The organism is Pseudomonas sp. GW823-FHT06E10 (assembly GCF_058794995.1).
In genome coordinates, this window is the sequence record NZ_JBXAHJ010000001.1 from 1 (window position 1) to 20,087 (window position 20,087).

General features: G+C 60.3%; 18 protein-coding genes. 4 read left to right on the plus strand and 14 right to left on the minus strand.

Going from position 1 to position 20,087, the window contains the following annotated elements; genetic code table 11:
* Window positions 1–115: 115 nt before the first annotated feature.
* The 4 genes from AC1Q6Y_RS00005 to AC1Q6Y_RS00020 form a co-directional block, all read right to left on the minus strand.
* The gene (locus AC1Q6Y_RS00005) at window positions 116–274 is read right to left on the minus strand and encodes a YqaE/Pmp3 family membrane protein (RefSeq protein WP_003228885.1); all 159 of its coding nucleotides are present in this window, start codon (window positions 272–274) and stop codon (window positions 116–118) included.
* A gap of 83 nt (window positions 275–357) precedes the next feature.
* Window positions 358–678 carry a helix-turn-helix domain-containing protein gene (locus AC1Q6Y_RS00010; RefSeq protein WP_046039442.1) on the minus strand — a complete coding sequence of 107 codons (321 nt, stop codon included), beginning with the start codon at window positions 676–678 and terminating at the stop codon, window positions 358–360.
* Complete coding sequence (locus tag AC1Q6Y_RS00015) at window positions 671–1,027, minus strand: type II toxin-antitoxin system RelE/ParE family toxin (RefSeq protein WP_150814013.1); 357 nt, start codon at window positions 1,025–1,027, stop codon at window positions 671–673. The genes AC1Q6Y_RS00010 and AC1Q6Y_RS00015 overlap by 8 nt, the downstream gene beginning before the upstream one ends.
* Window positions 1,028–1,278: 251 nt before the next feature.
* The gene (locus AC1Q6Y_RS00020) at window positions 1,279–2,562 is read right to left on the minus strand and encodes an aspartate aminotransferase family protein (RefSeq protein ID WP_492623867.1); all 1,284 of its coding nucleotides are present in this window, start codon (window positions 2,560–2,562) and stop codon (window positions 1,279–1,281) included.
* Window positions 2,563–2,731: 169 nt separating this feature from the next.
* Here AC1Q6Y_RS00020 and AC1Q6Y_RS00025 point away from each other — a divergent pair, with 169 nt between their 5' ends.
* Complete coding sequence (locus AC1Q6Y_RS00025; RefSeq protein ID WP_057713036.1) at window positions 2,732–3,661, plus strand: LysR family transcriptional regulator; 930 nt, start codon at window positions 2,732–2,734, stop codon at window positions 3,659–3,661.
* Window positions 3,662–3,888: 227 nt separating this feature from the next.
* On the opposite strand, the gene AC1Q6Y_RS00030 is transcribed toward AC1Q6Y_RS00025, so the two are convergent.
* The 10 genes from AC1Q6Y_RS00030 to bioB all read right to left on the minus strand — a co-directional run bounded on the left by AC1Q6Y_RS00030 (window position 3,889) and on the right by bioB (window position 16,418).
* Window positions 3,889–5,667 carry an acyl-CoA dehydrogenase C-terminal domain-containing protein gene (locus tag AC1Q6Y_RS00030; protein ID WP_492623868.1) on the minus strand — a complete coding sequence of 593 codons (1,779 nt, stop codon included), beginning with the start codon at window positions 5,665–5,667 and terminating at the stop codon, window positions 3,889–3,891.
* A 265-nt stretch (window positions 5,668–5,932) separates the two neighbouring features.
* Window positions 5,933–7,729, minus strand: a complete 1,797-nt coding sequence (locus AC1Q6Y_RS00035) for an acyl-CoA dehydrogenase C-terminal domain-containing protein (RefSeq protein ID WP_492623869.1) — start codon at window positions 7,727–7,729, stop codon at window positions 5,933–5,935.
* Window positions 7,730–7,814: 85 nt separating this feature from the next.
* Window positions 7,815–9,107 (minus strand): GGDEF domain-containing protein, encoded by a 1,293-nt coding sequence (locus tag AC1Q6Y_RS00040; RefSeq protein WP_492586804.1) that lies wholly within the window; start codon window positions 9,105–9,107, stop codon window positions 7,815–7,817.
* A 195-nt stretch (window positions 9,108–9,302) separates the two neighbouring features.
* Window positions 9,303–11,108 (minus strand): phenylacyl-CoA dehydrogenase, encoded by a 1,806-nt coding sequence (locus AC1Q6Y_RS00045; RefSeq protein ID WP_095944826.1) that lies wholly within the window; start codon window positions 11,106–11,108, stop codon window positions 9,303–9,305.
* A 276-nt stretch (window positions 11,109–11,384) separates the two neighbouring features.
* On the minus strand, window positions 11,385–11,681 hold the full coding sequence (locus AC1Q6Y_RS00050) for a pyrroloquinoline quinone biosynthesis protein PqqE (protein WP_090451779.1): 297 nt from the start codon (window positions 11,679–11,681) through the stop codon (window positions 11,385–11,387).
* Window positions 11,682–11,803: 122 nt separating this feature from the next.
* A complete protein-coding gene (gene bioD / locus AC1Q6Y_RS00055) occupies window positions 11,804–12,484 on the minus strand; it encodes a dethiobiotin synthase (protein WP_090451781.1) in 681 nt (226 codons plus the stop codon).
* Window positions 12,481–13,293, minus strand: coding sequence for a malonyl-ACP O-methyltransferase BioC (gene bioC, locus AC1Q6Y_RS00060; RefSeq protein ID WP_492623870.1), 813 nt, complete (start codon window positions 13,291–13,293; stop codon window positions 12,481–12,483). The genes bioD and bioC overlap by 4 nt, the downstream gene beginning before the upstream one ends.
* A complete protein-coding gene (locus tag AC1Q6Y_RS00065; RefSeq protein ID WP_492623871.1) occupies window positions 13,286–14,017 on the minus strand; it encodes an alpha/beta fold hydrolase in 732 nt (243 codons plus the stop codon). The genes bioC and AC1Q6Y_RS00065 overlap by 8 nt, the downstream gene beginning before the upstream one ends.
* On the minus strand, window positions 14,010–15,188 hold the full coding sequence (gene bioF, locus AC1Q6Y_RS00070; RefSeq protein ID WP_492623872.1) for an 8-amino-7-oxononanoate synthase: 1,179 nt from the start codon (window positions 15,186–15,188) through the stop codon (window positions 14,010–14,012). The genes AC1Q6Y_RS00065 and bioF overlap by 8 nt, the downstream gene beginning before the upstream one ends.
* 174 nt (window positions 15,189–15,362) lie before the next feature.
* Window positions 15,363–16,418, minus strand: a complete 1,056-nt coding sequence (gene bioB / locus AC1Q6Y_RS00075) for a biotin synthase BioB (protein WP_090451787.1) — start codon at window positions 16,416–16,418, stop codon at window positions 15,363–15,365.
* A gap of 93 nt (window positions 16,419–16,511) precedes the next feature.
* On the opposite strand from bioB, the gene AC1Q6Y_RS00080 reads away from it, so the two are divergent.
* From AC1Q6Y_RS00080 to AC1Q6Y_RS00090, 3 genes are all read left to right on the plus strand, one after another.
* Entirely contained in the window at window positions 16,512–17,252 is a 741-nt protein-coding gene (locus tag AC1Q6Y_RS00080; RefSeq protein WP_407516224.1) for a ComFC family protein, read from the plus strand.
* 63 nt (window positions 17,253–17,315) lie between these two features.
* Window positions 17,316–18,080, plus strand: a complete 765-nt coding sequence (locus AC1Q6Y_RS00085) for a TOBE domain-containing protein (RefSeq protein WP_218494744.1) — start codon at window positions 17,316–17,318, stop codon at window positions 18,078–18,080.
* Between the two features lie 67 nt (window positions 18,081–18,147).
* Window positions 18,148–20,049 carry a PhoX family protein gene (locus AC1Q6Y_RS00090; protein WP_218494743.1) on the plus strand — a complete coding sequence of 634 codons (1,902 nt, stop codon included), beginning with the start codon at window positions 18,148–18,150 and terminating at the stop codon, window positions 20,047–20,049.
* Window positions 20,050–20,087 lie beyond the last annotated feature (38 nt).

Genomic DNA, 20,087 nt, shown 5'->3' on the forward strand with positions numbered 1-20,087 from the left:
CTTTCGTTCATGGAACCTCCAAGTTGGCGAAATCATATCGCCCTTAAGAGGTGTCCGGAATTATTAGGCCAGTTCAGCTTGCCCGCGAAAGCGATCGATCTAACGCCGCAAAAATTCAGCGCTTGGCGATGATGTACACCGCATGCACGATCCCCGGAATGTAACCGCACAACGTCAGCAGAATATTCAGCCAGAACGCCCCGCCGAATCCTACTTGCAGAAACACACCCAGTGGCGGCAACAGGATGGCGATGATGATGCGAATAAAGTCCATGGGACAGCTCCTGATTGGGGGTGGACTCGTCGAGCCCTACAGCTAATCGACCTGTGCCGTTTGTCAGGGTTCAGCCCGATTCCTCAGGCCAGTATCTCCAGACCGTGTTTGCGCACGATACTCAGCAACTTCAACGCCATGCCACTGGGGTGCTTATCCCCTGCTTCCCATTGCTTGACCGTGGAAGCACTGGTGTTCAGATAGCGCGCGAACACCGGTTGGCTGACATTGTTGCGCTCGCGCAGTGCCTTGATCTCCTGCGCGGGAATCGCATCCGGCACTCTTGCAAGACAGGACTCATCGAACTCACGCATGGTCGCCTTACTGATTGCACCTATGGCGTACAAGGCACTGGCCGATTCGTGGATCGACTCCGATAGCTCACTTTTGAATTTTTTACTCATTTAGTATCTCCACAAACTCCTTTGCATCCAGCAATTGCTGAATTTCCATTTCGGTCAGTCCACCATATGTCTTGGCCAACTCTCGCAAGTCGAGCAAATGCCTGGGACTGATATTGCTCTGATCTTTTTTTGCGTACAGAAACTGATAGACCCAATGAGCACCGCCCCTGGCCAGGATAATCGAGCGATGGCGGTTGGCATTCAAGCGCTTCTTCCAGACCCCGCCACCCAAATTGTCAGCCCGACCATTGAGCATTTCGGTGAATGCCTCCCGGAGTTCGTCATCACCGATCCAGGCCTTGGCAGCCTGCATTGCGAAGCGCTTTGTCTTGAACAGCCTTGGTGACATGGGCATCCCTTCCATAAAACATACCACTCAGTGGTATAGGAATCAAAACCAACGCGACAGCAACACCGTTTCGCTGGCACCGGCACTCCCTGCCGATGCACGCTAGAAAGCCATTAATGTGTTAACCGCTCAAGCCGAAACTGCCTTTGGAAAAAACCGGCCACAAAAAAACGCCCCACGCCAAAAGTATCGGGCGTGAGGCGTGCGTTATACCGCGAGACGGTTCTGGAATGTGTACAGGGCGCGCCTGATCAGACGGCAATCCCTTTGCGGCACTGCAATTGTGCGGTTCGCACTCGGGAGAAGGCGCGCGCCAGGCGCAGGAGCATTTCATCGATGTTGGCGTTGCTGACATTTAGTGCAGGGGTAAAGCGCAGGCAGTCGGGTTGCGGGGCATTAAGCAGTAAGCCTTCGTACAGCGCGGCCTTGACCACCGCGTCAGCGGAGTCGTCCGGCAGCGTCAGCCCCCAAAGCAGTCCTTGTCCGCGCAACTCGCCGTGACCGTAACGATGGGCCAAACGCCCTAACCCTTCACGCAGGTGTTGACCGGCCTCTGCGACGTGCTTGAGGAAAGCCTTGTCCTGCACGGTATCGAGCACTGAAAGCCCCGCCGCGGTCATCAACGCATTACCGTGATGAGTACCCGCCAACTCGCCAATGTCGAAACAGCAAGCCTTGCCCCGCGCCAGCAGCGCGGCCAATGGCACGCCGCCGCCCAAGCCTTTGCCGAGCACGACGATATCCGCCGTGACACCGCAGGACTGTTCCGCGAGCAAGGTGCCACAACGGCCGATGCCGGTTTGCACTTCGTCGAAGATCAGCAAAATGCCGAGGTCACGGCACAGGCGTTCAACGCCCTTGAGATAGTGCACGGCGGCCGGGACCACGCCGGCTTCGCTCTGGATCGGCTCGAGCATGATCGCTACGGTCCGTTCATCCACGGCCGCATGCAACGCTGGCAGGTCATTGAACGGAACACGACTGAAGCCTGGCAATTGCGGCTCGAACCGGTTGGCCAATGTCGAACTGTCCGACGCCGAAATCGTCGCCAGGCTCCGGCCGTGGCAACCGTTGTTGGCCACAATGATTCGCGACGCACCGCCGCGATGCCGTTGACCCCATTTACGCGCCAGTTTGATCGCCGCCTCGCAGGCTTCGCTGCCGGTATTGAGCAGGTAGGCCTGATCACTGCCGGTGCTGGCACACAAATGTTCGGCGAGGCTGAGCATGCCGCGGTTATGCAGGCCAAAACCCGGGTTGATCAGCGACTGAGCCTGGGCTGTGATTGCATTGACCAGTACCGAAGGGCTATGACCGAGGCTGTTGGCCCCGCCGCCTTGGGAAAAATCCAGGTACGCACGGTCATCGCTGTCCCACAACCATGAACCCTGACCACGCACAAACACCTGTTTTGGCCGCTCGACACTGGGCATCAAGTACTCGCTGGAAAGGTTAACGCCTTGGGATGGCGGAGAGGCGTCCATGACCAGATCATCAAGACTGGGAGGACTGCGGCGCAGACTGAACAGGTTCATCTGAAAAAAACCCTTTTGAGGTTTTTTGCCTTACCTATGTAAATACCATCGAAGCAAAGGGTATTCATCGCGCTCTGTGGCCCTGTAAGCCCTGTGAATGCGGTTAGACTAGGCTCAGGCGAGGCGTTCAGCCATTTCGATTTCCCAGCATTTTCGATAAGTAATACTTATGGATTTCAAGCAACTGCGTTATTTCGTCGCGGTCTATGAAGAAGGCCACGTGGGCCGGGCCGCCGAGCGCCTGTCCATCTCCCAGCCGGCGCTGTCCCAGCAAATCCGCCACCTCGAGCAAAACCTCGATGTGAGCCTGTTCGAGCGCAGTAGCAAACGCCTGTTGCCGACTCTCGCGGCCCACACGCTGTACAACCATGCCCTGCCTTTGCTCGATGGCCTGCAACGGGCACGGGAAGCGCTCGGCAACTTCAAGGGTCAGGCGCTGCGCACCCTGGCCATCGGTGTATTGCAAACCGTGCACACCAGCCTCGTTCCGCAGATGCTCGAGCGGGTGCGCAAGGCGCAGCCGCATCTGGTGGTGCAGATCTACGAACTGACCGGCCTGGAAATCGAGCGGCGACTGCTCAACGGTTCTCTGGATATCGGCATCAGCTACCTGCCGCCCCGCCAGCCTGGCTTGCATGGCGTGATGCTATACGAAGACGAACTGACCCTGGTCATCCCGGCAGAGCATCCGCTGCGTGAATTCAAGAAAGTGTCCATGAGTCAGGCTGCCGAACTGCCGATGCTGCTGCTGGGCGAAGAGTTTCAGATCAGGCAGATCTGGCAGGCACAGCTGACAAGCCTCGGACGTCGCCCACAGGTACAAGCCGAATTGAACAACATGGCCGGCATCCTCGACAGCCTGCCCCACACGCGCCTGGCGACGGTACTGCCCGGTCGCTCGCAAAAGACCCATGGCAACCACGAACTGCTGTGGAAACCCCTGAGCGAACCGCGAGTGCCGCTGAAAGTCGGTTTGGTGTGTCGGGATGTGCAACGGCAGCAGGCCTCGCTGGCATTGCTGCGGACATTGCTGGAAGAAGTGATAAATGGCCCGGACGGGCGCTTGAACAGCGCGCAGGCTCTGGATGGGCCAAGCTGAAAACTTTTCTTCAGGCAAAAGAAAACCCCGCCGAAGCGGGGCTTTGCAGACTGTTTCCCTGACATCCATTTCACTCCGCCGTCCTGGCAGAATCCTACGTGTCCCTGTTGTTGCTTTGCGCTTCCTGCGCTACGTCCATGAGAAGTAGATTAGCTCTGGATCCAATTTGCATCTATGGGAGAACAGCAGCACGTTATGTAAGAGAATGCTTACATAACGTTACTTCATCAGAATTGTCCCGCATCCAGCAGGAACAACGATTCGCTACCGGCCTTCACTGACGCGCTCAACGAGTGAATGCGCGGCAGCAGGCGGGCAAAATAGAAGCGCGCCGTGCCCAGTTTGCTGGCGTAGAAATCGTCTTGCGCTTCCTTGCCGAATGCCGCCTTGGCCATCAGGGCCCACATGTAGGCGTAGGCCACGTAGCCGAACACCTGCAGATACTCGACCGACGCCGCGCCGATTTCGTTCGGATTGGTTTTGACCCGGTCCAGCAACCACGCGGTCAGTTCATCGAGGGTGGTCACGGCGTCGTTCAGCGGCTTGGTGAACTCGGCGAGGTCCGCGCTGGCAGTCGCCGTGAAGTGGCGAATCTCGTCGGCGAACAGGTTGTAGAACGCCCCGCCGCTGCCGACAATCTTGCGCCCAACCAGGTCCAGCGCCTGGATGCCGTTGGTGCCTTCGTAGATCTGGGTGATGCGCACGTCACGCACCAGTTGCTCCTGGCCCCACTCACGGATGTAACCGTGGCCGCCGAAGATCTGCTGGCCGTGTACGGTGGTTTCCAGGCCGAGGTCGGTCAGGAACGCCTTGGCCACGGGGGTCAGCAACGCCACCAGGTCTTCCGCGCGCTTGCGGGTGGCGGCGTCTTCGCTGAACTTGGCGGTGTCCAGTTGCATCGCCACGTAGGTGGAGAACGCACGCCCCCCTTCGTTCGAGGCTTTCATGGTCAGCAGCATGCGCCGCACGTCCGGGTGGACGATGATCGGGTCAGCCACTTTGTCCTTGTTCTGCGCGCCGGTCGGCGAACGGCTTTGCAGACGGTCGCGGGCGTATTCCACGGCGTTCTGGTACGAGCGCTCGCCCGTGGCCAGGCCCTGGATACCAACGCCCAGACGCTCGTAGTTCATCATGGTGAACATCGCCGCCAGGCCTTTGTTCGGCTCGCCGACCAGGTAACCCACGGCTTCATCAAAGTTCATCACGCAGGTGGCGGACGCCTGGATGCCCATCTTGTGTTCGATCGAACCGCAGTTGGCCGGGTTGCGTGCGCCCAGGCTGCCATCGGCATTGACCATGAACTTCGGTACCAGGAACAGCGAAATGCCTTTCGGCCCCGCCGGCGCATCCGGCAGCTTGGCCAGCACCAGGTGGATGATGTTTTCGGTCAGGTCGTGTTCGCCACCGGTGATGAAGATCTTGGTGCCGCTGACCTTGTAGGAACCGTCAGCCTGAGGCTCGGCCTTGGTGCGGATGATCCCCAGGTCGGTACCGGCGTGCGGCTCGGTCAGGCACATGGAACCGGCCCAGATGCCGGCGTACATGTTCGGCAGGTACGCGGCTTTCAGTTCTTCGCTGGCGTGGGCGTTGATCGACAGGCAAGCACCGGCGGTCAGCATCGGGTACAGGCCGAACGACAGGCTGGCGGAGTTGACCATTTCCTCGACCTGGGCCGAAACGGCTTTGGGCATGCCCATGCCGCCGTAGGACGGATCACCACCGACACCGACCCAGCCGCCTTCAGCGTAGGTCTGATAGGCCTGTGGGAAACCTGCCGGCGTGGTGACGGCACCGTCCGCCCAATGGCAACCTTCTTCGTCAGCGGCACGGCTCAGCGGTGCGATGCTTTTGCTGGTGACTTTGCCGGCTTCTTCCAGGATGGCTTCGACGGTTTCTGCATCGACGGTTTCGGCCAGTGCAGGCAGTTCGGCCCAGAGTTTGGCGACCTCGAAAACTTCATTGAGGACGAAGCGCATATCGCGCAGGGGCGCTTTGTAGTCAGCCATGGCAAACCTCGCAAGATCTATACAGGTGATTCACAGGAAGAGTGTTTTCGTTGGGTCGGAGTGTACCTCAACAACTTTTGCGACACATAGGGTCAACTCATGACCGTTTTGTTATTTTTAGTCATTGCCGTAGGCGGGAGTGAACGGATGAAACTGTAGGAGCGAGCTCGCTCGCGAAAAACCCCAAGGCGCCACTGGGCATCTGGTTTTACGCGTTATCGTTCACGACCATCGCGAGCAGAGCTCGCTCCTACAGAGGGCGATGTCAGAGCGCAAACATCTGCGCCGGCAGTTGCATCAGGCAATCGCTACCTGCTTCGACGGCCGCCCGATGAGCGGCAGTGCGTGGCAACAGACGCTTGAAGTAAAACTCGTTGGTCGCCAGTTTGCCCCGGCAGAAGTCACCATCACCGCTGCCCGCATCGAGCTGCGCCTGAGCCACCAGCGCCATGCGCAACCACAGGTAGCCGAGGATGATGTAACCGCTGTACATCAGGTAATCCACCGACGCTGCACCGACTTCGTCCGGGTTTTTCATCGCCGCCATACCGACCCTGGTGGTCAATTCACCCCACTGCTGGTTCAGTTGATTGAGCTGCGCCACATACCCGGCCAGTTGTGGATGTTCGGCGTTCGCCGCGCAGAACTTGTGGACGATTTTGGTGAAGCCACGCAGCAGTTTGCCCTGGCTGCCGAGTACCTTGCGCCCTAGCAAGTCCAGCGCCTGAATACCATTGGTACCTTCATAGATCGGCGCGATCCGGCAGTCGCGTACCAGTTGCTCCATTCCCCATTCACGAATGAACCCGTGACCGCCAAACACCTGCATGCCATGGTTGGTCACCTCCAGCCCTGTGTCGGTCATGAAGGCTTTGCAGATTGGCGTGAGGAACGCCAGCAAGTCTTCGGCATCCCGGCGCGCCGTTTCGTCCGGGCTCAGGTGTGCAACGTCGAGCAACTGTGCGGTGAAGTAGGTCAGCGCGCGGTTGCCCTCGTTGAAGGCTTTCATTGTCAACAACATCCGCCGCACATCAGGGTGCACGATGATCGGGTCGGCGGCCTTTTCCGGCGCTTTCGGGCCGGTCAGCGAGCGCATCTGCAAACGGTCGTTGGCGTATTTGATCGCGCCCTGGAAGCTCGCCTCCCCCAGGCACAGCCCTTGCATGCCGGTGCCCAGTCGCGCGTGGTTCATCATGGTGAACATGCAGTTGAGGCCCTTGTTCGGCTCGCCGATCAGGAAGCCCTTGGCCTCGTCGAAGTTCAGCACGCAGGTGGCCGAAGCCTTGATGCCCATTTTGTGTTCGATCGAGCCGCAGGACACGCCGTTGCGCTCACCCGCTTCCCCCGTCGCATCAGGCAGGAACTTGGGCACGATGAACAGTGAAATGCCCTTGGTTCCGGCCGGTGCGTCCGGCAATTTGGCCAGCACCAGGTGAATGATGTTGGCGCTCATGTCGTGCTCGCCGGCGGAGATGAAGATCTTGCTGCCGGAGATCGCGTAGCTGCCATCGGCCGCAGGCACGGCGCGGGTCTTGATGATGCCCAGGTCGGTGCCGCAATGGGCTTCGGTCAGGCACATGGTGCCGGTCCATTGGCCAGCGGTGAGCTTCTTCAAATAGGTCTGCTTTTGCGCCTCGGTACCATGGGCGTGGATCGCCGACATCGCACCGTGGGTCAGACCGGGGTACATGCCCCATGAGGTGTTGCTGGAAGCCACCATTTCGCTGATCACCAGGCCCAGAGAGATCGGCAACCCTTGACCGCCGTAAACCGGATCCGCCGCCAGGCCATGCCAGCCGCCCTCGACATATTGGGCGAATGCCTGCTTGAAGCCTGCGGGCGTCGTGACCACGCCATTGTCGAAATGGCAGCCTTCTTCATCGCCACTGCGGTTCAGCGGCGACAGTACGTTTTCGCAGAACTTCGCCCCTTCTTCGAGGATCGCATTGACCATGTCCGGGCTGGCATCGGTGGCCCCCAGCGCGGCGTAGTTGCTGTGAAAGTCGAAGACGTGGTCGATCAGAAAGCGCATGTCGCGCAAGGGAGCTTTGTACTCGGGCATGGTCATTCTCCGTCGGCAGATTTCTCCAACCTACTGCTGCCGACCACGCCTCACAATCACTTTGCGCTCGCTGAATGCGCCATCATCACTCAACCGTAGCGGCGTCCATGCGCACGGCGCCACGGCGGTTCTGCCCGAACGCCATCACGCAGTTGCGCCCGGCGCCCTTGGCGCTGTAGAGCGCCTGGTCAGCGGACTTGAGCACCTCTTCGGGGGTGCGTTGTTCGATCCGTTCGGCAACGCCGATACTGACCGTCACCGACACACTCGACGCACCGGAACCGGCACGCCGCTGGCGCCCCTGATTGTCGTCCTGTGGGCGGTTTTCCTGATTGCGCAGTTGAATGTTGTAAGTGGCGATGGACTCGCGGATGACTTCCAGGTGCGGCATGCACTCTTCGAGGGTCTTGCCTGCAAACACCAGGGCAAATTCCTCGCCGCCATAGCGATACGCCTTACCGCCACCGCCGATTTTCGACAGCTTGCTGGCCACCAGTCGCAGCACCTGGTCGCCGACGTCGTGGCCGTGGGTGTCGTTGAATTTCTTGAAGTGGTCGACGTCGCTCATGGCCAACACGTAGTTGCGCCCCAACCGTTGCATGCGTTCATTCAACGCGCGACGGCCCGGCAGCCCGGTCAGTTCGTCGCGGAAGGCCATTTGATAGGCCTCGTGGGCAACGGCGGCGGCAATCATCAGCATCACCTGGCTGCACATGATGTTCAGCGTGAATGGCAGGATGAAGGTTTTCGGCAACATCCAGAACAACCCGAGCAGCCCCACCCATTGCGCGGCATGCAGCGGTCGCGGGTTGCGCCAGTATTGCCAGGCCAGCAACAGGAACGCAGCGATGAACACCGGATAGGACAACTGGATCAGGCTCATCCAGGCGCCATGCAAGGCAGGCCAGCGAATCTCCGACAGCCAGATCAGCAGCGCGTGTGGATAACTTTGCTCAAGCCCCAGCGCCACGCTGCCGACCGCCAACAAGACCGCGAAGCGCGCCACCATGTCCTGGAACAGATGGGTGCGTTCCTGCCACGCCGCGAACACGCCAAACAGCAGAGGCAGCAGCAGGCAACACAAATGAAAGACTACCGCGGCGTCGTCACGCACCTTGCCGTTGTCGCGGTAATAGTCGGTCTGGGTGTCGAGCAGGAAGTAGGCGATGTACACCGTGACCATCAGAAACAGTTCACGCTGGCGTCGGTACACCGCGCAATAGGCGCCACCGAGCAACAACACCAGGGTGGGCAGCACGTTGAACAGCGACGTGAAGAAGACGTTCAGATCCTTGATGTAAGCAGCCGCAAGCCCCGCCACCAACAGCAGCAATGACGGCAGGAAATGACTGAAACGTACAGCAGATGAGCGCGGCAAGGGTAAAGCTCCGACCCGTCAAATCAATAGATGGCAATGTGCCAACTACTGTAACGGCAGGAAGCCCGAGTTACTGAGTGAATTACTGAGGTATTTTTCAAAGGGCGTTGCAAACATTTTCCACCGCCAACCTTTAAAGCAAAAAAGCCGCTGTTCCCGAAGGAGCAGCGGCTTTTTGAAGTACTTCGCTAAGGCTTAGTAGCCCAGGTCGAAGTTCTCTTCTTTCATATCCATCAGGTTGTTGGCGCCCGACAGCATGGTTACGACGTGAGTGCGGGTACGCGGCAGGATGCGCTGGAAGTAGAAGCGCGCAGTCTGCAGCTTGGCGGTGTAGAACGCCTCTTCGGAAGTGCCGGCAGCCAGTTTCTCGGCAGCCAGGCGCGCCATGTCGGCCCAGAAGTAGGCCAGGCAGGCGTAACCGGAGTACATCAGGTAGTCCACGGAGGCCGCGCCGACTTCTTCGCGATCTTTCATGGCGGCCATACCGACCTTCATGGTCAGCTCGCCCCATTCCTTGTTCAATGCGGCCAGCGGAGCGACGAACTCTTGAACCGCTTCGTTGCCTTCGTTGGTCTGGCAGAACTTGTGGACGATCTTGGTGAAGCCTTTCAGAGCCTCGCCCTGGGTCATCAGCACTTTACGGCCCAGCAGGTCGAGTGCCTGGATACCGGTGGTGCCTTCGTACAGCATCGAGATACGGCTGTCGCGGACGTTCTGCTCCATGCCCCACTCGGCGATGAAGCCGTGGCCGCCGTAGATCTGCACGCCGTGGTTGGCCGATTCGAAACCGACTTCGGTCATGAAGGCTTTGGCGATTGGAGTCATGAACGCCAACAGTGCGTCGGCTTTCTTCTTCTCTTCTTCGTCCACGCCGTACTTGACGATGTCGACCTGCTTGGCGGTGAAGTAAACCATCGCGCGGTTGCCTTCGGCGAATGCCTTCATGGTCAACAGCATGCGGCGTACGTCAGGGTGCACGATGATCGGGTCAGCGGCTTTGTCCGGCGCTTTCGGGCCAGTCAGCGAGCGCATCTGCAGACGGTCGCGAGCGTATTTCAGGCCGCCCTGGAAACCGACTTCAGCGTGGGCCAGGCCTTGCAGCGCGGTACCCAGGCGTGCGGTGTTCATGAAGGTGAACATGCAGTTCAGGCCTTTGTTCGCCGGGCCGATCAGGAAACCGGTAGCGCCATCGAAGTTCATCACGCAAGTAGCGTTGCCGTGGATGCCCATCTTGTGTTCCAGGGAACCGCAGGACACAGCGTTACGCGCGCCAACCGAACCATCGGCGTTCGGCATGAATTTCGGAACGATGAACAGCGAGATGCCTTTGGTGCCAGCCGGTGCATCCGGCAGGCGAGCCAGCACGATGTGGACGATGTTGTCGGCCATGTCGTGTTCACCGGCCGAGATGAAGATCTTGGTGCCGGAAACTTTGTAGGAACCGTCGGCCTGAGGCTCGGCCTTGGTGCGCAGCATGCCCAGGTCGGTGCCGCAGTGCGGCTCGGTCAGGCACATGGTGCCCGTCCACTCGCCGGAAACCAGCTTGGTCAGGTAAGCCTCTTGCTGCTCAGGGGTGCCGTGCTCGGAGATGGTGTTCATCGCACCGTGCGACAGGCCTGGGTACATGCCCCACGACCAGTTGGACTCGCCAACCATTTCGCTGATGGCCAGACCCAGGGACTCCGGCAGGCCTTGGCCGCCGTGCTCTACGTCGTGAGCCAGGCTTGGCCAGCCACCTTCGACGAATTGCTTGTAGGCTTCCTTGAAGCCAGTCGGGGTCTTAACGCCGGACTCGCTCCAGGTGCAGCCTTCGAGATCGCCCACGCGGTTCAGCGGAGCCAGTACCTGCTCACAAAACTTGGCGCCTTCCTCAAGAATGGCGTCAACCATGTCCGGAGTTGCGTCGGCACAAGCCGGAAGGCTCTGATAGTGCGCTTCGTAACCGAGCAGCTCGTCACGAACGAAGCGAATATCACGCAAGGGGGCCTTGTAGTCAGGCATAGCGATAAACCTCTGCTGATGTAACCGGGAATGAACGACCGCATTGATTTGTTGTTGCGATCAAACAGTTGTTTGAAACATACGTTTACGCCCAAATCTTGTCAAGCGTCGATCTTTTTCCGTTCGTCACCGAAGATCAGGCACATCTGCGCGCAACCGCACGACGGACATTGACCGAGCGAGCCACCATGCAGAAAAGATTAGTTGAGTGAGAAGGACTTACGCAGAAAAACGCCGCGAACAGGCGCGGCGTTGGAGAGACGGATTCAATGAGGATCAGGCGAAAGTATCGATCAGCGTTCCGAGCACTTCGTCGGATGCCTTGGCGACTTTGGCGCCCAGTTCGACCTGAAATTTGCCTTGGGCCATTTCGACCACATTGCTGGCCAGGTCCGATTGCCGGCTGCGATCAACCGATCGCAGACGATCGACCTGCGCCTCGGAGGACTGGCTGGTGACCGAGCGCTCGATCGTCGTGTTGGCGATCTGCCCGGCGGCTTGATCGACACGGTTCTGCCCTGTCTGAAGAGTGCTCAGACCGGCATAAAAAGCGGTGTTTCCTGAGATTTCCAAGGGAGAACTCGTCCTTTCAAAGGATCAACAGTGACCATTGAAGCAGAGTGGCCGGCAAAACACTCGACAAAAACACTAATGGCACAGTGCCTTCCCATAGGCAAAGCCCGCAGCCACTCGCCTCAGTCCAACAGGTCCAGTTGCAAGTGCTCGGCCACTGCCTCGGCCGTAACGGCCTTGAGTTTCGGCACACGCCCCAGGCACGGCGCCGGGAGGCGCTCGGCCAGGGTAGCCAGGTTTTCTTCCAGCCGCGAGGTCTTCGGGTCGATGATGTTGGCCACCCATCCCGCCAGTTGCAAACCGTCCCGGGCAATCGCTTCGGCGGTCAACAAGGCATGGCTGATACACCCCAGGCGTACACCGACCACCAGGATCACCGGCAGCTTCAATGCGATGGCCAGGTCCGACAGATTGTCCTGATCCGCCAGGGGTACGCGCCAGCCGCCGGCGCCTTCGATCAGGGTGAAGTCCGCCTGCATGCCCAGAATCTGCCGCATCGGCGCCAGCAACGACTGCACCGTCAACGCCACGCCCGCCTCTCGCGCGGCCAGATGCGGGGCAATGGCCGGTTCGAAGGCCATCGGATTGACCTGTGCGTAGGTCAGCGGCAGCGAACACTGCGCCAGCAAGGCCAGCGCATCGGCGTTGCGCAGGCCTTTAGGTGTCACATCGCAACCGGACGCGACCGGCTTGCCCGCCGCCGTGCTCAAACCCGCCGAACGCGCCGCATGCAGCAGCCCCGCAGCGACCGTGGTTTTACCGACATCGGTATCCGTGCCGGCGATGAAATAGGCTGCGCTCATAAGGGTTTCTCCAAAACGGCGTACACCACTTGATAAGTCGCCGGCAGTCCCTGGGCCTGACGAAACTGTTCGTAAGCCTCGATCAAACCCAAAATCCGCGCCCGGCCGGTCAAGCCACCCGGTCGCCCGGGATTGAGATTGTGCGCACCCAACGCCTTGAGCTCATGGGTCAGGCTGCGCACATCCGGGTAATACAGCACGTGCGCAAGGTTTTGCAGACTGACCGCCCTCAAGCCGCTGGCCGCACACAGTTGTTGATAAACACCAAACTCCCGGAAGCGGTTGACGTGCACCATGCCGTCGACTTCGCGCCAGCTGTCGCGCAATTCAAACAACGTCCCTACACACAGACTAGCAAACGCGAAAATACCGCCCGGTTTCAGTACTCGAAAGGCTTCACTGAGCACCGAGTCGAAGTCCGCGCACCACTGCACCGCCAGGCTGGAGAAGATCAGGTCGCAAGACGAATCCTGCAGTGGCAGTTGCTCGGCATCGCCGGCCACGAAGTATGTGGCACCGCCCAATGGCCGGGCGTGGTTGAGCATGCCCTCGGCAATGTCCAGCGCCACCCCGTGGCTGCCCGGAAATCGCTCACCCAGGGCACGACTGAAATGCCCGGTGCCACAGCCCAGGTCCAGCCAGCGCTGCGGTACGAAGTCCTGCGGCAAGCGCCCGAGCAATTGGCTGCCCACATCACGCTGCAGCTCGGCCACGCTGTCGTAGCTTGCTGCCGCGCGGGAGAATGAGGCTGCTACCTGGCGCTTGTCGGGCAAGGCGCCGGGCAGGTTGGGAAGGGATAAATCAGTCATCGCCGGACTCATGCAAAAAGGCCTGGATCGCCCCCGCCACACCGTGGGGATCCTCCAGGAGAAACACGTGGCTGGCCTGTTCAATCAGACCGATTTCGATATCCGGCAACAATGCCAACAACTCGCCCGCCGCTTCCACCGGCACCAGCCCATCGAGGCCGGCGAACAGATGCAGTTGCGGACCACGGAACGATTGCAGCGCCTGTCGTGTATCCAGTTGCGCGAGCACTTGCAGACCACTCAGCAACACCGGCGCAGCGGTGTTCGGGGCACCGCCGAGCAACAACCGCGACAATCCGCGTGGGTCTTCGGCGCCTTGGGCGCAAAGCAGTGAAAAGCGTTTCAAGGTCGCGCGCGGATCGGCTTCACATCCCGCCAGAAACGCATCGAAGGTTTCCCCGGACATGGCGCTTGTCCATTGATCATGAGCGACAAAAGAAACGTTGCTGGCCAGGGTGAACACACCACAGCAGCGATCGCCACGCCGGGCCGCCAATTCGCAGGCCAGCATGCCACCCAATGACCAACCACCCAGCCACACGTCTTGCGGCAAGGTCGAATCAAGCTCATCGAGCCACTCTTCAAGATCGCTCGACTCCAGCTCCGGCAACGGCTCGATCTCGATGCGCAGGTGCTCATCCAAACCGCGCAAGGCCGCCGCCAGAGGCTCCAGCGGTGAAACGCCAAGGCCCCAGCCGGGCAGCAGAATCAGACGATCACGCATGGCTTGGCTCCGGCTTCAGTTGGTGAAAACAATCGGCCAGTCCGTTTAACAATAGCTGTACCTGGGCCTCACTGTGGGCAGCCGTCAACGTGACCCGCAGCCGGGCACTGCCGGCGGGTACGGTCGGCGGGCGAATCGCGGTCACCATCAACCCGCGTTCACGCAGCATTTGCGAAAGGCGCACCGCTCGCCCCGCGTCACCGATCATGATCGGCTGGATCGGCGTGAAGCTGTCCATGAGTTCCAGGCCAATCTGTTCGGCACCTTTGCGGAACTGGCGGATCAGCGTCTGCAAATGCTCGCGGCGCCAGTGTTCGTTGCGCAGCAGTTCCAGGCTTTTCAACGTGGCGCAGGCCAGCGCGGGGGGCTGGCTGGTGGTGTAGATGTAGGGACGGGCGAACTGGATCAGGCTTTCGATCAGCTCTTCGCTGCCAGCCACAAAGGCACCTGCCGTACCGAACGCCTTGCCGAGGGTGCCGACCAGCACCGGAACGTCATCCTGGCTCAAGCCAAAGTGTTCGACGATGCCGCCACCGTTGGCACCCAGCGGTCCAAAACCATGGGCATCGTCGACCATCAACCAGGCGCCTTTGGCCTTGGCTTCTCGGGCCAGCGCCGGCAAGTCGGCAATATCACCGTCCATGCTGAACACGCCGTCGGTGACCACCAGTGTATTGCCGGTGGCTTTTTCCAGGCGCTTGGCCAGGCTCGCCGGGTCGTTGTGCAGATAACGATTGAATCGCGCGCCGGACAACAGCCCCGCGTCGAGCAGCGACGCATGATTGAGCCGGTCTTCGAGCACCGTATCACCCTGCCCCACTAACGCCGTGACTGCGCCGAGGTTGGCCATGTAGCCGGTGGTGAACAGCAACGCCCGCGGGCGACCGGTCAGGTCGGCCAACGCTTCTTCCAGGGCATGATGCGGGGAACTATGGCCGATGACCAGATGCGATGCCCCTCCGCCCACACCCCACTTCGAAGCGCCGGCACGCCAGGCTTCGATCACTTGCGGATGATTGGCCAGGCCCAGGTAGTCGTTGTTACAGAACGCCAGCAACGGCTGGCCATCGACCACCACTTGCGGCCCCTGCGGGCTTTCTAGCAGCGGGCGCTGGCGGTAGAGGTTTTCGGCACGACGGGCGGCAAGGCGTGCGGCGAGATCGAAAGACATGCAGGCCTCGAAGTTCAGATCACAGAAATCAAAATGAATGCGATCCCTGTGGGAGCGAGCTTGCTCGCGATGGCGGCGTCACATTCAACATTGATGTCGACGGACCTGACGCAATCGCGAGCAAGCTCGCTCCCACAGTGTTTTGCATTCCAGCCAGAGAAGTCGGTGGAAGACTCAAACAGCCGCGTTGTAAAACTGCTCGCTGCTTTTCTGCTCCACCAGCGCCTGCTCGATAGCTGCCTGATGCACCTCGTCGGCGTGCTCTTCGCGGGCTTCCGGCAGGATGCCCAGACGCGAGAACAGTTGCATGTCCTTGTCGGCCTGCGGGTTGGCGGTGGTCAGCAGTTTGTCGCCGTAGAAAATCGAGTTGGCACCGGCGAAGAACGCCAGGGCCTGCATCTGCTCGTTCATGGCTTCGCGGCCGGCGGACAGGCGCACGTGGGATTGCGGCATCAGGATGCGCGCGACGGCGAGCATGCGGATGAAGTCGAACGGATCGACGTCGTCGGCATTTTCCAGCGGCGTACCGGCGACTTTCACCAGCATGTTGATCGGCACCGACTCCGGATGCTCAGGCAGGTTGGCCAACTGGATCAGCAGGTTGGCGCGGTCGTCCAGCGACTCGCCCATGCCCAGAATGCCGCCGGAGCAGATCTTCATCCCCGAATCACGCACGTACGCCAGGGTTTGCAGGCGTTCGCTGTAGGTGCGGGTGGTGATGATGCTGCCGTAGAACTCCGGCGAGGTATCGAGGTTGTGGTTGTAGTAGTCGAGGCCGGCCTTGGCCAGCGCTTCGGTCTGCTCCTGATCCAGGCGACCGAGGGTCATGCAGGTTTCCAGGCCCATGGCTTTCACGCCTTCGACCATCTTCAACACGTACGGCATGTCCTTGGCCGACGGATGCTTCCACGCCGCGCCCATGCAGAAGCGGGTCGAACCGATGGCCTTGGCGCGAGCGGCCTCTTCGAGGACCTTCTGCACCTCCATCAGCTTCTCTTTTTCCAGGCCGGTGTTGTAGTGACCGGACTGCGGACAATATTTGCAATCTTCCGGGCAGGCGCCGGTCTTGATCGACAGCAGGGTCGACACCTGGACGCGGTTGGCGTCGAAATGCGCACGGTGCACCGTCTGCGCCTGGAACAACAGGTCATTGAATGGCTGAACGAAGAGTGCTTTGACTTCGGCCAAAGTCCAGTCATGACGCAGGGTGGCAGTGGTGCTGGCGCTCATGGGCGTTTCCTTTGAATTATGCTTTGGCAGTCGGCTGGGTAATGGAGTTTCACAGCCGCTTCACAGATGTTTCGGCATATTTAAGGAAGAGCGATGCGCTGTCAACCACGATACGAAGGACCGGTTTACATCTGGTTAAAAAACAAACAATCATGCCTTTTGTGCGATGAAACGGCCGACGGCATCCCTCCTGTCTGCACGGCCTGCGAAATCGAGTTGCCCTGGCTCGGTGATCACTGTCTGACCTGCGCCCTGCCGCTCCCGGCCGCAGGACTGACCTGTGGCCATTGCCTGAAGCAGCCACCGGCCTTCGAACAAGTGATTGCGCCCTGGACCTACAGCTTTCCGGTAGACAGCTTGATCACCCGCTTCAAACACAACGCCAAGTGGCCGTTTGGCCGCCTGCTCGCCGAACTTCTTGTTCAATACCTGCAACATCGCTTCGAAGACGATCTGCTGCGACCCCAGGCGCTGATCCCGGTGCCGCTGGCCAATCGGCGCCTGCGCCAGCGCGGGTTCAATCAGGCGGCGATGCTGGCTCACTGGTTGAGTGCGAGTCTCGATATCCCTTGCGACGAACGGTTGCTGCTGCGCACTCAAGACACCGACGCCCAACAGGCATTGAACGCCGAAGCCCGCCTAAGGAACCTGCGCAATGCTTTCGCCCTGGCACCCGGCGCGGTCGTCAAAGGCCGGCACCTGGCTCTGGTCGACGACGTACTGACCACCGGAGCCACGGCCCAGGCCCTGGCTCGCCTGTTGATGGACGCCGGGGCGGCGAGGGTCGACGTCTATTGCCTGGCCCGCACGCCCAAACCCGGCGAGACACCCTGACTTGACTCGCGCGGTCCAAGCGACCAACGTCCTCACCATCGTCACCACCCAAAGCGACTTGTCATGTCTTTGCCAACCTTGCTGTCCCAGCACATTGTCCGCCGTCCGCAGCGCATCGCCCTGCTGCAGCACATCGCCGAACAAGGCTCGATCACCCGCGCGGCAAAAAGTGCGGGCCTGAGCTACAAGGCTGCCTGGGATGCGATCGATGAGCTGAACAACCTGGCGCAGAAGCCGCTGGTGGAGCGGATTGTCGGCGGCAAGGGCGGCGGCGGTGCGCGCCTGTCCAACGAAGGTGAGCGGGTGTTGCGCCTGTATCAGAAGCTGCAAGCCTTGCAGGCCCAAGTGCTGGAAGCAACTGAAGACGCGAGCGATCTGGATCTGCTCGGGCGCCTGATGCTGCGCACCAGCGCGCGCAATCAGTTGCACGGCAAGGTGATTGCGATCGAACCTCAGGGACGCAACGACCTGATTCGCCTCGAAGTCGCCGAAGGCGTGATCGTCGCCGCACAAATTACCCACGACAGCACCGAGCGCCTGGAACTGCAAATCGGCACTGAAGTCGTGGCATTGATCAAGGCCGGCTGGCTCGACGTGCTGCAAATCGACTCTGTCGAAACGCCTGAAAACAATTGCCTCAGCGGCATCATCGAAAAAATTCTCGACGCCGACGACGGTCCCAGCGAAGTGCGCATCACCCTGCCCAACGGCCTGACTCTATGCGCCTTGGCCGAACCGAGTCATCTGCAAGCATCGGGGCTGACGTGCGGCAAACCGGTGCGCGTGGAGTTTTCGCCGTCCAGGGTTCTGCTGGGCACACCGCTGTAAGCAGAACTGCAACAAAAGGTTCATGACTCATCATTAAGGTATCTGCAAAATCCGCAGGGAGCCTGAAATGAGCCTATTAGAAGAAAACCAGTCCACCGACCTCGAAACCATGGTCGGCCTCAGCCGTCGCGGCTTCATCAGCGCAGGTGCCCTGTGCGGCGCGGCGATGTTCCTTGGCGGCAACCTGCTGAGCCGCAGCGTGATGGCCGCCAGTGTCAGCGCCGGCAACAGCCAGTTGCTGGGTTTCGACAGCATTGCCGCCGCCACCAGCGACACCATCACCCTGCCGCCGGGCTACAAGTCCTCGGTGCTGATCAGCTGGGGCCAGCCCCTGCACAAGGACGGTCCGGCGTTCGACCCGAGCGGCAACGGCAGCGCCGAACATCAGGAAGTCCAGTTCGGCGACAACAACGACGGCATGAGCCTGTTCGAGTTTCCGGGCGAAAAAGACCGGGCGCTGATGGCGATCAACAACGAATACACCAACTACCGCTACCTCTACGCCCACGGCGGCATGCCGCAATCGGCGCAAGAAGTGCGCAAGGCGCTGGCCTGCGAAGGTGTGTCGGTGATTGAAGTGCAGCGCAAGAACGGCCAATGGCAGTTCGTCCAGGGCTCACGCTACAACCGCCGCATTCACGGCAACGCACCGATCACCCTGAGCGGCCCGGCCGCCGGACATGCCCTGCTCAAAACCAGTGCCGATCCGCACGGCAAGAACGTCCTGGGCACCTTCCAGAACTGCGCGAACGGCAAGACGCCGTGGGGCACCTATCTGACCTGTGAAGAGAACTTCACCGACTGCTTCGGCAGCAGCAACGCCGAGCAGAAGTTCGACCCGGCGCAAAAACGCTACGGCGTGGTGGCCACCAGCAAAGAAATCAACTGGCACCAGCACGACGAGCGCTTCGACATGGCGAAGAACCCCAACGAGCTCAACCGTCACGGCTGGGTGGTGGAGATCGATCCGTTCGATCCGAAATCGACGCCGGTCAAACGCACGGCCCTGGGCCGCTTCAAGCACGAAAACGCCGCACTGGCCGAAACCGGCGACGGTCATGCCGTGGTGTACATGGGCGACGATGAACGCGGTGAGTTCATCTACAAATTCGTCAGCCGCGACAAGATCGACCACAAGAACCCCAAGGCCAACCGTGACATTCTCGACCACGGCACCCTGTACGTGGCGCGGTTCGATGCCGGCGACGGCAACGTCGATCACCCGAAAGGCCAGGGTGAATGGATCGAACTGACCCACGGCAAAAACGGCATCGACGCCAGCAGCGGTTTTGCCGATCAGGCCGAAGTTTTGATTCACGCGCGTCTCGCCGCCAGTGTGGTGAAAGCCACGCGCATGGACCGCCCGGAATGGATCGTGGTCAGCCCCAAGGATGGCCAGGTCTACTGCACGCTGACCAACAACGCCAAACGCGGCGAAGACGGGCAACCGGCGGGCGGGCCGAACCCGCGTGAGAAGAACGTCTACGGCCAGATCCTGCGCTGGCGCACCGAGCGTGACGATCACGGCTCGAAAACCTTTGCCTGGGACCTGTTCGTCGTCGCCGGTAATCCGGGGGTTCACGCCGGCACACCAAAAGGCGGATCGTCGAACATCACGCCGCAGAACATGTTCAACAGCCCGGACGGCCTGGGCTTCGACAAGGCCGGACGCTTGTGGATTCTCACCGACGGCGATTCGAGCAACGCCGGAGACTTTGCCGGCATGGGCAACAACCAGATGCTCTGTGCCGATCCGGTAACCGGTGAGATTCGTCGCTTCATGGTTGGCCCGGTAGGTTGTGAAGTGACGGGGATCAGCTTCTCGCCGGACCAGAAAACCCTGTTTGTCGGGATTCAGCATCCAGGTGAAAACGGCGGTTCTACCTTCCCCGAGCACCTGCCCAACGGCAAGCCGCGGTCTTCGGTGATGGCGATTTCGCGGGAAGATGGCGGGATCGTCGGCGCCTGACAACCCCTCATCGCGAGCAGGCTCGCTCCCACAGGATT